This window comes from Fuscovulum blasticum DSM 2131, assembly GCF_003034965.1.
Taxonomy (GTDB): Bacteria; Pseudomonadota; Alphaproteobacteria; order Rhodobacterales; family Rhodobacteraceae; genus Pseudogemmobacter; species Pseudogemmobacter blasticus.
Genome location: NZ_PZKE01000001.1, coordinates 158,625 through 173,484 on the forward strand (window position 1 = coordinate 158,625; position 14,860 = coordinate 173,484).

Below are 14,860 nucleotides of genomic sequence, written 5' to 3' on the forward strand. Positions count from 1 at the left end.
TCCCTTTCGGTGTCACATGTGGCTTAGTTAGCCTAATCCTCTGGCCCTGTCACGCGGCGCGGCGGGGCGTAGTGCATGATCCGTACCCTGTGCCGATCCATCGCCGGATTCGCCCCCCGCCCAGCCCGCCGGCAGATGAAACCCGATGCGCCGCGGCGGTTCTTCCGGGGCCAGCTTGGGCACGGCGCGCAGGATCACCGACAACTGGCTGACATGCTGCACAAGCTGGGTTTTCAGCCCGTCTTCATCACGGCCATAGAAGGTGACGAGATCAGGGTCGTAATAGCCCAGCCCCTCGATCTGCAGCACGCCGGCTTCGCTTCCGGCGAAGCCCATGGCAATTTCCTGCGTGGCATCAAGCTGGCTTTCGAAGTTGCGGATATACAGCACCAGCCGGTCGTAGGCCCATTCGGCGGGGCTTTTCTCCTTGGCCGCGGCCCTTGACCGGGCTTTCGCCGGCGCCTTCCGCGCGGTCATTCCTGCGTCTTCTGCCATGTCCAGGCCCCCGTTTCCGTCAGCGAACGGGAAATCATGCCGCGGCGCAAGAGATGGTTGATATGCGCCACCGCCTCGGCCAGGGCAAGGCTCAGCTCTGCCGGCCCGATGTCGCGGCGGAACAACGGCGGAAAACACTCAACGGCGCTGCGCGGAACCGCCAGATGGTCCAGCAGCCGGGTCAACGCGGACTGGTGATTCTCGGCCATCTGCACCAGACGGAACGGCAACCCGGTGAAGGGCAGCTTGTGGCCCGGCAGGACAAGCTGGTCATCCCGGGCATGGGCCGCCAGCCGGCCACAGCTTTCCAGCCAGTCGGCCAGCGGGTCATCATCGGGTTCAGAGGGGTAAACCCCGATATTGGCCGAGATTCCCGGCAGAAGCTGATCACCCCCCAGCACAAGGCCCTCGGTCCAGAGGGTGGCGTGATCCGGCGCGTGACCGCTGCCAAGGCGGACGGTCCAGGTTCGCCCGGCCAGGCGCAGGGTCTGGCCTTCGGTCAGGCGGGTGAACCCCACCGGCATCGGATGCACGACATCGGCAAAGTTGAACGGCCGTTCCACGGCGCGACGGTCCAGATCGGCCTGCGACAGGCCGGCGCGGCGCAGGAAGGTCAGCGCCTGCGGCGTGGGCAGGGGCTGTTCGTCCAGCGTCAGCATCCGGGCGTAAAGCCAAGCGGTGCGGGTCGTCATCAGCTCTGCCCCGCGGGCCTGAAACCAACCCGCCAGACCAACATGATCGGGGTGGTGGTGGGTGACGATCAGCCGCCGCACGGGGCGGCCGGCCAGCGGCCCGGCAAGCAGCGTTTCCCACAGCGCCACCGTGCGGCGGCTGTGAAGGCCGGTATCGACAATGGTCCAGCCATCGCCATCGTCCAGCGCAAAGACATTCACATGGTCCAGCGCCATCGGCAGCGGCAGACGCATCCACAGGATGCCGGATGCAACCTCGGTCGCGGTGCCTTCGGCAGGCGGATCGGGAAAGGGATGGTAAATCGCATTGGCCATGCCGCCAGTCGTGCGACAGGCGGCGGGCAGGTGCAAGGGCGGCCACCGCTTTGGTGGCCGTGCGGCAGGTCCGCCGTCAGGCCGGGGCGCCCAGGTCGGCGGGGCTGAGGGCATAAAGATCGGCGGCGCCGGTCAGGGCCCGGTCAATCAGCCCGGCATGGGCCGGCAGCAGGCGGCGGATCATCACGGCGGCCAACGGTGTGCGGGCAGGGTCGGCACCGGCGGCCTTGAGATGCGCATCTGCCCCCAGCACCAGCGCGAAGGCGCGCAGATAGGGCACGGCGCCGGCAAAGCGGTCCTGCGGCGCCATGGCCAGAAGGGCCTCGGTCGCTTCGCGCAGCGTTTCGGCGGCTTGCCAGACCTCACCCGCCAGATCGGGCAAGGCGGCGCGGGCGGCCTTGGCATTGGCCTCGACCTCACCGATCAGGCGGAAGGCGGCGTCGCCGTTGTCGGCCAGCTTGCGGCCGACCAGATCCATCGCCTGGATGCCGTTCGTGCCTTCGTAGATGGCGGTGATCCGGGCATCGCGCAGGTATTGGGCGGCCCCGGTCTCTTCGATGAAGCCCATGCCGCCGTGGATCTGCACGCCGGTATCGGCGACCTCGATCCCGGTGTCGGTGCCGAAAGCTTTGGCGATGGGGGTCAGCAGCGCGGCGCGGGCCTGCCATTTCGGGTCAGCGGTGGCGGTGGCCATGTCGATGGCCTTGGCGCAGGCCAGACCGATGGCGCGGGCGGCAAAGACCTGGGCGCGTGCCTCGGCCAGCATGCGGCGCACATCGGCATGGCCGATGATCCCGGCCTCGGCGGTGCCGGTCGGGCCCTGCACGCGATCCACCGCGAAGGTGGCGGCCTTTTGCAGCGCAGCCTCGGCCACGCCAACGCCCTGCATCCCGACGCCAAGGCGGGCGTTGTTCATCATAGTGAACATGGCCGCCATGCCCTTGTGCGGCGCGCCAACCAACCAGCCGGTGGCGCCGTCGAACTGCATCACGCAGGTCGGGCTGCCGTGGATGCCCAGCTTGTGTTCCAGGCTGACAACGCGAAGGCTGTTGGCCACGCCGGGATTGCCGGCAGCGTCGGGCAGGTATTTCGGCACCATGAACAGGCTGATGCCACGGGTGCCGGGGGCACCATCAGGCAGGCGGGCCAGGACCAGATGGCAGACGTTTGACACCAGATCACTGTCGCCCCAGGTGATGAAGATCTTTTGCCCGGTCACGGCATAGCTGCCATCGCCGTTCGGTTCGGCCTTCGACTTCAGCGCGCCCACGTCGCTGCCGGCCTGCGGTTCGGTCAGGTTCATGGTGCCGGACCATTCGCCGGAAATCAGCTTGGGCAGATACAGCGCCTTGATCGCATCATCGGCATGGTGCTCCAGCGCCTCGATCTGGCCCTGGGTCAGTAGCGGCTTGAGCTGCAGCGACAGGCAGGCCCCCGACAGCATTTCGTTCACGCAAGTGGCCAGCGTATGCGGCAGGCCCATGCCGCCCCATTCGGGGGCCGCCGATACACCGATCCAGCCGCCTTCGGAGATGGCGCGATAGCCGCGATCATAGCCGGACGAGGAGCGGACGATGCCGTTTTCCAGCCGGGCCGGGTGCTTGTCGCCGTCGCGGTTCAGTGGCGCGACAACATCGTCGCACATCCGCGCGGCCTCGGTCAGGATGGCGGTCACGGTGTCGGGCGTTGCTTCGGCGAAACGGTCGGTCGCGGCGACTTCGGCAAAGCCCACGACGTGATCGAGGATGAAGCGTTGATCGGCGGCGGGGGCGCGAGGGGACATCGAAAACTCCGGCTTGTCTGACGCGGACGCGTCGCTTATGCGCCAAGCTAGCCCATGCGGCACCCCCTGCAACCCGGACGCTGCGTCAGATGGAAGAGACCAAGACCCTTGCCGCAACCGACGCGGGCATCTTGCAGGCCGCGAACCTGCTGCGGTCCGGGCGGCTGGTCGCGTTCCCGACCGAGACGGTCTATGGTCTGGGCGGCGATGCGCGGCAGGATGAAACCGTGGCGAGAATCTTCGCGGCGAAGGGTCGGCCCCGGTTCAACCCGCTGATCGTGCATGTGCCATCGCTGGCCGCAGCCGAACGGGTGGCGGTATTCGATGCCCGGGCGCGCGCCGTGGCCACGGCGTTCTGGCCGGGCCCTTTGACACTGGTCCTGCCGCAGCGCAGCGGGGCGGGATTGTCTCCACTGGTCACGGCTGACCTGCCCACGGTAGCAGTTCGGGTGCCGGCGCATCCGGTGGCGCGGGCTTTGCTTGAGGCGTTTGGCGGCCCGCTGGCAGCACCTTCGGCCAACCCTTCGGGGCGGGTGTCGCCCACACGGGCGGCACATGTGCTGGCCGGGCTGGCGGGCCAGATCGCGGCGGTGCTGGATGGCGGGGCCTGCGCGGTGGGGGTGGAAAGCACCATCCTGGGGCTGGACGGCGACAGCCCGCGTCTGCTGCGGCCCGGCGGCCTGCCGCTTGAGGCGCTGGAGGCCGCGCTGGGGCAGCAGATCGCCAGCGGTGGCAGCGCCGCCAAGCCGAACGCACCGGGGCAACTGGCCAGCCATTACGCCCCTGCGGCGGTGGTGCGGCTGAACGCCCATGCCGCGGAAACGGGCGAGATTCTGGTTGGCTTCGGCCCGGTACGGGGCGATCTAACACTCAGCGCGGCGGGCGATCTGGTGGAAGCCGCGGCCGCCCTGTTCCACCTGCTGCGCGAGGCGGATGCGCTGGCCGGCCCGGGCGGGCGCATCGCCTTTGCCCCGGTGCCGGAAACCGGCCTTGGCCGCGCGATCAATGACCGGCTGCGCCGCGCGGCTGCCCCCCGCCCCTGACATCCTTCGGAACATCGCGACACGATTTTCCCCGTGCGAAACCAAACGGCCTTGGGCATAGTTTGCCTACCCCGGACACCGCAGAACAGCGGGCCGGTCGGCAACAACAGCGGGCAGAACAAGGGAACCGTGGAATGCTGAACGAATTCAAAGCCTTCATTTCAAAGGGCAACGTCCTTGACCTTGCGGTCGGGATCATTATCGGGGCGGCCTTCACCGCCATCGTCACCTCTCTGGTGGACGATCTGGTCAATCCGCTGATCGGCATGATCGTCGGCGGGATTGATTTCTCATCCTGGGGCTTCTCGATCGGCGAAGCGAAATTCGCCATAGGCAGCTTCGTCAACGCCGTGATCAAATTCCTGATCGTGGCCTGGGTGGTGTTCCTGCTGGTGAAGTTCATCAACAAGCTGATGCCGAAGAAAGAGGCCCCCGCCGCAGCGCCGGCTGGTCCTTCGGAGGCCGAACTTCTGGCGCAGATTCTGGCCGAGCTGAAGAAGAAGTAAGCGGACCAACCATCCTTCCCAACAGAACGGCCCGCGAGAATAATCTCGTGGGCCGTTTGCCGTTCAACAGGGGCGGGTTCAGATTTTCAGCGCCTCTTCGGCCGAAATGCTGGGCAGCCCCAGTGCAACGCCGACGGCTTCATAGGTCAGCTTGCCCGCGTGGACATTCAGACCGGCCAGAAGGTGACGGTCATCGGCACAGGCCTTTTTCCAGCCCTTGTTCGCAAGGGCCAGCATGAAGGGCATGGTCGCGTTGCCCAGCGCCTGGGTCGAGGTGCGGGCAACGGCACCGGGCATGTTGGCAACGCAGTAATGCAGCACGCCGTCCACTTCGTAGATCGGGTCCTGGTGCGTGGTGGCGCGGCTGGTCTCAAAACAGCCCCCCTGGTCGATGGCCACATCCACCAGCACGGCGCCGGGCTTCATGTCCCTGAGCTGGGCGCGCGAAATCAGCTTGGGTGCGGCGGCACCCGGAATCAGGACGGCACCGATCACCATATCGGCCGTGCGGGCCAGTTCGGCCAGCGCGGCAGCGCTGGAATACTGGGTGACCAGCTTGCCGTGGAAGATGTCATCCAGATAGGACAGGCGCGGAACCGAGCGATCCAGCACGGTGACACGCGCGCCCATGCCCACGGCCACCCGGGCCGCCGCGGTGCCAACGACGCCGCCGCCAACGATCACGACATTTGCCGGGGCAACGCCGGGCACGCCGCCCAGCAGAACACCGCGTCCGCCATTGGCCTTTTGCAGCGACCATGCGCCGACCTGCGGCGCCAGACGGCCGGCCACTTCGGACATCGGCGCCAGCAGCGGCAAGCCACCCCGGGCATCGGTCACGGTTTCATAGGCGATGCAGGTCGCCCCCGAGGCCAGCAGATCGGCGGTCTGTTCCGGGTCGGGCGCGAGATGCAGATAGGTGAACAGGATCTGCCCCGGACGCAGGCGCTTGCGCTCTACCGGCTGCGGTTCCTTGACCTTCACGATCATGTCGGCCCGGGCGAAAATCTCTTCCGCCGTATCGACGATGGCCGCCCCGGCCGCGCGATAATCATCATCGGTAAAGCCGGCCCCAAGACCGGCCTTCGTCTCGATCAGCACCTCATGGCCAGCGGCAACCGCCTCACGCGCGGCGTCGGGCGTCATGCCCACACGGAACTCCTGCGGCTTGATCTCTTTCGGGCATCCGATTTTCATGGCTCTCTCCCTGTCGGCCCGTTGCGGCCTTGTAAGGCCAGCGTCGGGCATATCGGGCGGCGATGCTTTGAAATCTGGTTGGCCCGGGCACGGCTTTCCGGTAGATTCTTCGGCAGAATACCGTGGCCGCAGGAGATTTCTTCGTGTCAGACGAACTGGACGCAACCGACCGCCGTATTCTTGCTGCATTGCAGAAGGAAGGCCGCATCACCAACGCGGAACTGAGCGAACGGGTGAACCTGTCGCCCTCGGCCTGCCACCGCCGGGTGCAGCGGCTGGAGGAGGAAGGCTTCATCGCCGCCTATGTCGCGCTGCTGGATGCGCGGCGGCTGGGCAAGCCGACCACGGTTTTCGTGGAAATCACGCTGGAAAGCCAGGCCGAGGATCTGCTTGACGCCTTTGAACGCGAAGTGGCGCGGGTGCCCGACATTCTGGAATGTCACCTGATGGCAGGAACGGCGGACTATCTGCTGAAGATCGTGGCCGAGGACACCGAGGATTTCGCCCGCATCCACCGCCAGCGGCTAAGCCGGTTGCCGGGCGTGCGGCAGATGCAATCCAGCTTCGCGCTGCGCGAGGTGCTGAAGACAACGGCGCTGCCCGTGTAGCAGCCGACGCTTGCTCTTGCAGGAAACGCCCGTCAGGATGCGATCCCGCTGCGGTGTGCAGGTAAGCGTTTCAAGACAGGTGACACAGAATGGCAGACCCGGTTTCCCACGCAGCAGAATCCGCCCACCATGGGTTTGACCTGCTGCCGATCGTGGTGCTGCTTGCCGCGGCCGTGATCGCGGTGCCGGTCTTCCGCCGCATCGGCCTTGGGTCGGTTCTGGGCTATCTGGCCGCCGGCCTTGCCATCGGGCCGTTCGGCCTTGGGTTCTTTGATGACCCGCAGGCCATCATCCATGTGGCCGAACTGGGCGTGGTGCTGTTCCTGTTCATCATCGGGCTGGAAATGCAGCCCAGCCGCCTGTGGGCCATGCGGGGCGAGATCTTCGGCATCGGGCTGGCGCAGGTGGCGCTGGCGATGTTTGCCTTGGTCTGGGTAGGCATCCTTCTGGGCTATCCGCCCGAGGCCAGTTTCGTGGCCGGCACCGGCTTTGTTCTGACATCGACCGCCATCGTGATGCAGATGCTGGAAGAGCGCGGGCAGATGGGCCTGCCCAAGGGGCGACGGATCGTGGCGATCCTGCTGCTTGAGGATCTGGCCATCGTTCCCCTGCTGGCGCTGGTGGCCTTTCTGGCGCCGGGTGGGCAAGAGGCCACGCTGGCGGACCGTCTGCAAGGCGTGGCGATCGGGCTGGCGGCGATTGTCGTGCTGGTGCTGGCCGGGCGCTATCTTCTGAACCCGATGTTCCGCCTTCTGGCGCGGTTCGGCGCGCGCGAGGTGATGACGGCCGCCGCCCTGCTGGTGGTGCTGGGGGCCGCCGTGCTGATGCAGGCGGGCGGGTTGTCGATGGCGATGGGGGCGTTTCTTGCCGGCGTGCTGCTGTCGGAATCCAGCTTCCGCCACCAGCTTGAGGCCGATGTCGAACCCTTCCGGGGGCTGCTGCTGGGCCTGTTCTTCCTGGGCGTCGGCATGGCGCTGGACCTGAATGTCATTGCCGCCAACTGGGTGGTGATCGCGATTTCCGTGCCCGCCTTCATCATCCTGAAGATGCTGGTGATCTATGGCGTGGCGCGGCTGTTCAAGGCGGAGCGGGCCGAATCGCTGGAACGTGCGGTGCTGATGGCGCAGGGGGGCGAATTCGCCTTCGTGCTGTATGCTGCCGCCACGCAGTTCGGGATTCTGGAACCCGAATGGAACGCCAATCTGGCCGCGATCATCATTCTGTCGATGGTGCTGACACCGCTGATGGTCATCCTGCATGACCGGCTGCGACCGAAGTCCGGCGTGAACATGGACGGGGTCGAGGATGTCACGGGCGCTGGCGGCCTGCGTGGCAACGTGCTGCTGATCGGCTTTGGCCGCGTGGGGCAGATCGTCGGCCAGCCGCTGCTGGCGCGGGGGCACAGCATCTCGGCCATCGACAATGATACCGAGATGATCCAGGCGGCGGCCTCGTTCGGGTTCAAGGTCTGGTATGGTGACGGGGCGCGGCTGGACATTCTACATGCCGCAGGGGCCGGAAGCGCCGATCTGGTGGTGGTGGCCACCGACAAGGCCGAGACGACGACGCGGATCGTCGAGATGCTGAAGCATGAATTCCCGCTGGTGCCGGTGCTGGCCCGCGCCTTTGACCGGGGCCATGCGATCGAGCTGATCGCCAAGGGGGCCGACTACCAGATCCGCGAAACCTATGAGAGCGCCGTTGCCATGGGCCGCGAAGCGGTGCTGCGGCTGGGCGCCACCGAGGAGGAGGCGGACGAGCTGATCGCCGATGCCCGCGCGCGCGACCGAGACCGGCTGGCGCTGCAATCGGTGGACGGCATCTATGCCGGGCGCGACCTTCTGCTTGGCAACCGGGACATGCCGGCAACCGGGCACTGACCCCGGAAATGGAAAACCCCCGGCCTCACGGACGGGGGCTGACCTTTTCGGACCGTTGCCGGCCCCAGTGTCGCTGACGTCTTAGAGACCGCCTTCGCGCTGGGCTTTCTTGCGGGCGAGTTTACGGGCCCGGCGGATTGCCTCGGCCTGTTCGCGCGCTTTCTTGACCGACGGTTTCTCGAAATGTTGCTTGAGCTTCATTTCGCGGAACACGCCTTCGCGCTGCAGCTTCTTCTTCAGGGCCCGAAGGGCCTGTTCGACGTTGTTGTCGCGGACGCTGACCTGCATGTGGTTGTCACCACCTTCCTAAGTTAGAGTTGCACAAGATGTGCAGGCCGGCGCCCTATAGCAAAGGGGGGCGGGTGTGTCTACCTTTGCGGCAGCAACGGAGGGAACGATGGGCGAAGACGAGCGGAAAGAGCGGATTCTGGACGCGGCGCTGGTGCATGTGCCCTTTGACGGCTGGTCTGACGCCACGCTGCGGGCAGCGGCGAGCGATTCGGGGGTGCCGCTGGCGCTGGCCCGCGCGCTTTATCCGCGCGGTGGGGTCGATCTGGCGCTGGCCTACCACCAGCGCGGCGACCGCGAGATGATACAGGCGCTGGCGGTGGCCGATCTGTCGGCGCTGCGGTTCCGCGACAAGGTGGCCCAGGCGGTGCGGCTGCGGCTGGTAGGGGCCGACCGGGAGCTGGTGCGGCGCGGCAGCACCCTGTTTTCCCTGCCCCACCACGCCGCCGACGGGGCGCGGGCCATCTGGGGAACGGCGGATGCGATCTGGACAGCCCTTGGCGACACGTCGGACGATCTGAACTGGTATTCCAAACGGGCCAGCCTTTCGGCGGTCTATGGATCGACCGTGCTGTTCTGGCTGGGCGATGACAGCCCCGATCATCAGGCGACCTGGGATTTCCTTGATCGCCGGATCGAAGGCGTGATGCGCTTTGAAAAGGCCAAGGCGGCGTTTCGGGAAAATCCGCTGGGCAAGGCACTGATGGCTGGGCCATTCAGGATTCTGGACCGGATTCACGCGCCCAGGATGCCCGAAGACCTGCCCGGGACCGGCGCGAACTGAAAGGCTGCAAGACATGAACCTGTCGCATTCCATGCTGGCGATGGAAATCGTCGCCCCTGGTGGGCCGGATGTGCTGAAACCGTGCTCGGTGCCGGTGCCGGTGCCCAGCCATGGCCAGATCGTGATCCGGCTGGCCTGGGCCGGGGTGAACCGGCCCGATGCGCTGCAACGTGCCGGGGCCTATGCGCCCCCGCCCGGCGCCTCGGCCCTGCCGGGGCTTGAGGGATCGGGGACCGTGGTCGAACTGGGGCCGGGCGTCACCCGCTGGTCGATCGGCGACAAGGTCTGCGCCTTGCTGCCGGGCGGCGGATACGCGGAATACGCCGTCTGCCATGAAAGCCACGCCCTGCCGGTGCCGGCGGGCATGGGCCTGCGCGAAGCGGCCTGCCTGCCGGAAACCTGTTTCACCGTCTGGTCGAACGTGGTGATGCGCGGCGGGCTGAAGGCCGGCGACCGGCTTCTGGTGCATGGTGGCACCAGCGGCATCGGCACCACGGCCATCCAGATTGCCCGGGCACTTGGCGCGCGGGTCTTCGCCACCGCCGGATCAGAGGAAAAATGCAAGGTCTGCACCGACCTTGGGGCCGAAGCCGCCTGGAACTACCGCACTCAGGACTGGTCGCGCCTGATGCAGGCCGAAGGCGGGGCCCATGTCATTCTTGACATGGTGGGGGGCGCCTATATCCCGCGCAACATCAAGGCGCTGGCCGATGAGGGGCGTCTGGTGCAGATCGCCTTCCTGCAAGGGGCCAAGGCCGAGGTGAACTTTGCCGAGGTGATGATGAGGCGGCTGACCGTCACCGGATCAACGCTGCGCGCGCAAAGCGACCTGTCGAAGGCCCGCATCGCGGCCGAGGTCGAGGCGAATGTCTGGCCGATGATCGCGCGCGGCGCGTTCAAGGTGGTGATGGACAGCGAATACCGGCTGGACCAGGCCCCGCAGGCGCACTGGCGGATCGAGACACCGGGCCATGTGGGCAAGATCGTGCTGAAGATCGAGGATCAGGCGACCAGCCACGGCCCCTGACGATGCGCCGCCAGCATCGGCACCAGGAAGCCGCCGGCTGGCTGATCCCGCCACGTTCTGCCGGTTACACCTCAAGCGCCACGCGAAGCGAGGCTGACATTTCGGCCGCCGCGTCGCGCAGGGCTGCAACGAACTTGTCAGCCTGCACGGTGCGGACGCTTCGCGCAGGGCGCCAGACGGCAAGCAGGTAAGGCACGGAAACCTGCAACCGGCGGAACACCACGTTGCGCCCGGTATGGCTGGCTGCTGTCAGCGGGTTGATGATGGATATGCCCACCCCCGCCGCCACCATGGCGCACACGCTGGCCGCGGTTGTGGTCTCGGCCGCGTAGCTGCGCACGACATCGCCCGCGAAGAACACCTCGTCCAGCTTGTGGCGATAGGGGTCGTTCTGACCGAAGTAGATGAACGGCTGGCCGGAAAAATCCTCGGGCGCCAGCGCGGCCTTTCGCGCCAATGGATGCCCGACCGGCAGAACACAGACCATGTCCCCTGCGGGGATCGTCTCGGTCGTGGCCCCTTCGCGTTCAAACCTGTTCTCGGTCAGGCCCAGATCGAAGACCTGGGTCGTCATCTCATGGCGCAGCGAAGGCTCTTCATGTGAATGAACCGAGAAATGGATCGCCGGCCGCGCCTTCAGGAACCGCTGGATCACGCGCGGAATGATCGATTCCGCATGGGCAGGGATACTGGCGATGCGGAAATTTGCGGCATTCCGCGTGCGGATTGAAGATGCGGCGCGGCTGATTTCATCCATCCCGACAAACGACCTTCGCACCACTTCGTGCAGCAGGGCCGCCTGATCGGTCGGGGTCAGGCGCTTGCCGAAGCGCAGGAACAGTTCAAACCCGATCCGCTGCTCCATCTCACGGATTTCGCGGCTGATTGTTGGCTGTGACGTGCCCAAAGCAGCCGCCGCGGCGGTCATGCTCTTGTGAACCATGATCGCGTTGAAGATGTCGATCTGACGCTGATTGAGCTTCATGTGGTCCTCTTGGCAACCGGCCTCCGGCTGCACATCCATATCAGAAACGAATAAGATGTGCGTATCAAATATTTAATCCGCATAAATTCGTCTGGAATGGTCACACAGCCATCACAACACAGCGATATGTCATGCCGGAAGCTCTTGCCCTCTCCTCCGCCCCCCCTGCGATTGCGCCCCTGTCCACGCCCGGACAGCCGCGCTGGCTGTCGCGGCAAGACGGCGTTCTGCACGCGGAAGGTGTCAGCCTGGCCGACATTGCCCAGTCTGTGGGAACGCCGTTCTACTGCTATTCGGCATCAGAGCTGCGCCGCGGCTATGCCGAGCTGACCAGTGCCGTCGGGCCGCTGGGGGTTGCGGTCTGTTTTGCCGTCAAGGCGAACAGCAACCTCAATGTCCTGACCGAATTCGCGCGGCTTGGCTGTGGCATGGACATCGTCTCGGGCGGCGAGATGGACCGGGCGCTGGCGGCAGGCACCCCGGCTTCGCGCATCATCTTCTCGGGCGTTGGCAAGACGCGCGATGAAATCGGCCGCGCCCTTGAAGCGGGGCTTCACCAGATCAACGTCGAATCCGCGGCCGAGCTTGATGTGGTGGCCGAGGTGGCGCAATCGCTGGGCCGCCGCGCGACGGTGGCGCTGCGGGTGAACCCCGATGTCGATGCGGGAACCCACGCCAAGATCACCACCGCCCGCAAGGACAGCAAGTTCGGCATCGCCATCGGCGATGTTCCGGCGCTTTATGCGCGCGCGGCCAAAATGCCCTGGGTCGAATGTCTGGGGCTTGCCGTTCACATCGGTTCACAGGTGCAGAACCTTTCGCCGTTCCGCCATGCCTGGGCCGCGCTGGCCGGGTTGGTGCGGCAGCTTCGTGCCGAGGGGCTGACAGTTACGCGGCTGGATCTGGGCGGCGGACTTGGCATCGGTTCGGGGGCAGAACCCGGGCCCGACCTTGCGGAATACGCCCGGATCATTGCCGAAACCGTAGGCGATCTGGGCTGCGCGGTGAATGTCGAACCGGGCCGCTGGCTAAGTGCGCGGGCGGGCATACTGGTGACCGAGGTACTTTATCTCAAGCAAGGGGATGGCGCCGGGTTTGCCGTGGTTGATGCCGCGATGAATGATCTGATGCGCCCCGCGCTTTACGACGCGCGCCATCCGGTGCTGACGGTCCATGCGCCGCGCGGCGCGGCCCCCCTGCCCTGCCGCCTGGTTGGGCCGATCTGCGAAAGCTCGGACGATTTCGGCAGTTACGCCGATCTTGGAGAGCTGAAGTCGGGTGATCTTCTGGCCTTCGACAATGCGGGTGCCTACGGCGCCAGCATGTCCTCAACCTACAACTCAAGGGCACTGGTTCCCGAGGTGCTGGTCGATGGCGACCGCTTCCGCGTGATCCGCCAGCGCACGGGCACCGACAGGCTGCTGCAACTGGAACAGCCCGGCCCCTGGACCGGGGCGCCTTCGGCCGGCTGAGGCGGGGGGCACGGAAAACTGGCGGCCATGCGACGGGCCGGATGCCAGAGCCAAGATCGAGTCGCATTGACAGCCGTGCCTTGACCGGGGGGCCGCTGCAAAGGAAACCCGGTAACCGACAACGAGGTAAGCCATGAAGAACAAAATGAAACTCCTGCTCGCGTCCGGTCTTGCAAGCCTTGTGCTGATGACGCCGGCACTGGCAGAACAGATGCTGCGGATTTCCTATCCCGAAGATCCCAAGACCGCTGACGTGCAGAAAACGTCAGACGCCTATATGCTGCCGCTGAACGTGTTCGACCGGCTGATCGAAGCCGAAACCACCAGCCCGGGCCAATCGGCGCTGGTGCCGGGTCTGGCCGAGAAGTGGGACGTTTCGGCCGATGGTCTGGTCTATACCTTCCACCTGCGTCAGGGCGTGCTGTTCCACGACGGCGCGGAACTGACGGCCGATGACGTGGTCTATACCTTCGACCGGATGCTGAACCCGGCCACCAAGGCGCTTGGCACCGACATTCTGGATTTCGTGGCCGGCGCGCATGAACGGCTTGACGGCACGGCGGACAGCGTGGCCGGCCTCAAGGCGCTGGACAAGTATACGGTTCAGATCACCCTGTCGCAGCCCTATGCGGCCTTCCTTGCGCTGATGGCCAGCCCGCAGGCCTCGATCTTCAACCGCGCCTTCACCGAAGCCGCGGGCGATCAGTTCGGCCTCAGCCCGGAAACCACCAACGGCACCGGCCCGTTCAAGCTGGAAAGCTATGAGCTGAATGACAGCCAGCGGCTGGTGGCGAACGAATCCTACTTCCGCGGCCGCCCCAAGCTGGACAGCATCCTTGTGCGCGTGGTGTCGGATTCCGAAACGCTGCGGCTCTTGTTCGAAACCGATGAGCTGGATGTCTTCGATCTGGATTACGCGGTGTCGCAAACGCCGTATTTCTATGGCAGCGACCAGTGGAAAGACCTGATCCGCACCGGCCCGCGCGTGGGGATGTACTATTACCACATCAACCAGGCGAACAAGCCGTTCGATGACGTGCGCGTGCGCAAGGCCTTCCAGATGGCGATCAACCGTCAGGAAATCCTGGACAAGAACTTCTACGGCAAGGGCGTGCTTGAAAACGGCGTCATGCCGCGCGGCCTGACCTGCTATGAACCGGCCACGCCGATCGAGTTCAACCCCGCCAAGGCCAAGGAACTGCTGGCCGAAGCCGGCTATCCCGACGGTGTCGAGATCAAGCTGGCGCAGGTGTCGAGCTGGTCTTCGAAATGGTCTGACATGAACCAGATCATTCAAGCCCAGGCAGCCGAAGCCGGCTTCAAGGTCAGCATCGACACGATGGACGAAGCTGCCTATTTCGACAAGCGCAAGGCCGGCGTGATAGACAACTATACCCAAAGCTGGTCGGCCGACTTCAACGACCCCGACAACTTCTTCTACACCTTCTTCTCGAAGTCGGGGACGGCCGTCCGCGCCTTCAACAACAACGACCCGGTGGTGTTCGAGGCGCTGGACAAGGCGCGCGGCATGTCCGACGCCGAAGCGCGCTGTGCGCTTTACCGCGAGATGGGCGAGAAGATCGTGCAGGAAGATGCGGCCTGGGTGCCGATGTTCAGCCTGGACCACAGCTATGTGGTGCAGCCGCGCGTCAAGAACTTCGTCGTTCCGTGGAACGGCTGGAGCGACATGAACTACTACAAGATGGAAATCGCGGAATAATCCCCGATGGCGGCGGGCTTGTCCCGCCGCCCCATTCGCACGCCCCAGTCACGCCGCCCTATGGC

14 protein-coding genes are annotated in these 14,860 nt (G+C 65.6%); 8 read left to right on the forward strand and 6 right to left on the reverse strand.

Annotation, left to right across the window (positions count from 1 at the left end):
- Window positions 1-27: 27 nt before the first annotated feature.
- The 3 genes from C5F44_RS17890 to C5F44_RS00795 form a co-directional block, all read right to left on the reverse strand.
- The gene (locus C5F44_RS17890; protein WP_181318135.1) at window positions 28-477 is read right to left on the reverse strand and encodes a DUF6173 family protein; all 450 of its coding nucleotides are present in this window, start codon (window positions 475-477) and stop codon (window positions 28-30) included.
- Window positions 474-1,502 carry an MBL fold metallo-hydrolase gene (locus C5F44_RS00790; RefSeq protein ID WP_107671592.1) on the reverse strand — a complete coding sequence of 343 codons (1,029 nt, stop codon included), beginning with the start codon at window positions 1,500-1,502 and terminating at the stop codon, window positions 474-476. The genes C5F44_RS17890 and C5F44_RS00790 overlap by 4 nt, the downstream gene beginning before the upstream one ends.
- Window positions 1,503-1,578: 76 nt before the next feature.
- A complete protein-coding gene (locus C5F44_RS00795; RefSeq protein WP_107671593.1) occupies window positions 1,579-3,285 on the reverse strand; it encodes an acyl-CoA dehydrogenase in 1,707 nt (568 codons plus the stop codon).
- An 89-nt stretch (window positions 3,286-3,374) separates the two neighbouring features.
- On the opposite strand from C5F44_RS00795, the gene C5F44_RS00800 reads away from it, so the two are divergent.
- Both C5F44_RS00800 and mscL read left to right on the forward strand, forming a co-directional pair.
- Window positions 3,375-4,328 carry an L-threonylcarbamoyladenylate synthase gene (locus C5F44_RS00800; protein WP_107671594.1) on the forward strand — a complete coding sequence of 318 codons (954 nt, stop codon included), beginning with the start codon at window positions 3,375-3,377 and terminating at the stop codon, window positions 4,326-4,328.
- Window positions 4,329-4,462: 134 nt separating this feature from the next.
- Window positions 4,463-4,834 (forward strand): large conductance mechanosensitive channel protein MscL, encoded by a 372-nt coding sequence (mscL, locus tag C5F44_RS00805; protein WP_107671595.1) that lies wholly within the window; start codon window positions 4,463-4,465, stop codon window positions 4,832-4,834.
- Between the two features lie 78 nt (window positions 4,835-4,912).
- Here mscL and ald read toward each other — a convergent pair whose 3' ends face one another.
- Window positions 4,913-6,031, reverse strand: a complete 1,119-nt coding sequence (gene ald / locus C5F44_RS00810) for an alanine dehydrogenase (protein WP_107671596.1) — start codon at window positions 6,029-6,031, stop codon at window positions 4,913-4,915.
- Between the two features lie 143 nt (window positions 6,032-6,174).
- Between ald and C5F44_RS00815 the strand changes: the two genes are divergently transcribed.
- Both C5F44_RS00815 and C5F44_RS00820 read left to right on the forward strand, forming a co-directional pair.
- On the forward strand, window positions 6,175-6,639 hold the full coding sequence (locus tag C5F44_RS00815) for an Lrp/AsnC family transcriptional regulator (protein WP_107671825.1): 465 nt from the start codon (window positions 6,175-6,177) through the stop codon (window positions 6,637-6,639).
- Between the two features lie 89 nt (window positions 6,640-6,728).
- Window positions 6,729-8,519, forward strand: coding sequence for a monovalent cation:proton antiporter-2 (CPA2) family protein (locus C5F44_RS00820; RefSeq protein ID WP_107671597.1), 1,791 nt, complete (start codon window positions 6,729-6,731; stop codon window positions 8,517-8,519).
- 81 nt (window positions 8,520-8,600) lie between these two features.
- Here the strand turns inward: C5F44_RS00820 and rpsU are convergent, their stop codons facing one another.
- Window positions 8,601-8,807 carry a 30S ribosomal protein S21 gene (rpsU, locus tag C5F44_RS00825; protein WP_096519594.1) on the reverse strand — a complete coding sequence of 69 codons (207 nt, stop codon included), beginning with the start codon at window positions 8,805-8,807 and terminating at the stop codon, window positions 8,601-8,603.
- Window positions 8,808-8,916: 109 nt separating this feature from the next.
- Here rpsU and C5F44_RS00830 point away from each other — a divergent pair, with 109 nt between their 5' ends.
- Window positions 8,917-9,591, forward strand: a complete 675-nt coding sequence (locus C5F44_RS00830; protein ID WP_107671598.1) for a COQ9 family protein — start codon at window positions 8,917-8,919, stop codon at window positions 9,589-9,591.
- Window positions 9,592-9,604: 13 nt separating this feature from the next.
- Window positions 9,605-10,618 (forward strand): NAD(P)H-quinone oxidoreductase, encoded by a 1,014-nt coding sequence (locus tag C5F44_RS00835; protein ID WP_107671599.1) that lies wholly within the window; start codon window positions 9,605-9,607, stop codon window positions 10,616-10,618.
- A gap of 64 nt (window positions 10,619-10,682) precedes the next feature.
- On the opposite strand, the gene C5F44_RS00840 is transcribed toward C5F44_RS00835, so the two are convergent.
- Window positions 10,683-11,603: a LysR family transcriptional regulator gene (locus C5F44_RS00840; RefSeq protein WP_107671826.1), complete on the reverse strand. Its 921-nt coding sequence runs from the start codon at window positions 11,601-11,603 to the stop codon at window positions 10,683-10,685.
- 131 nt (window positions 11,604-11,734) lie between these two features.
- Between C5F44_RS00840 and lysA the strand changes: the two genes are divergently transcribed.
- Together lysA and C5F44_RS00850 are read left to right on the forward strand one after the other, a co-directional pair.
- A complete protein-coding gene (gene lysA / locus C5F44_RS00845; RefSeq protein ID WP_107671600.1) occupies window positions 11,735-13,075 on the forward strand; it encodes a diaminopimelate decarboxylase in 1,341 nt (446 codons plus the stop codon).
- A 145-nt stretch (window positions 13,076-13,220) separates the two neighbouring features.
- Window positions 13,221-14,795: an ABC transporter substrate-binding protein gene (locus C5F44_RS00850; RefSeq protein WP_219908649.1), complete on the forward strand. Its 1,575-nt coding sequence runs from the start codon at window positions 13,221-13,223 to the stop codon at window positions 14,793-14,795.
- Window positions 14,796-14,860: the final 65 nt, after the last annotated feature.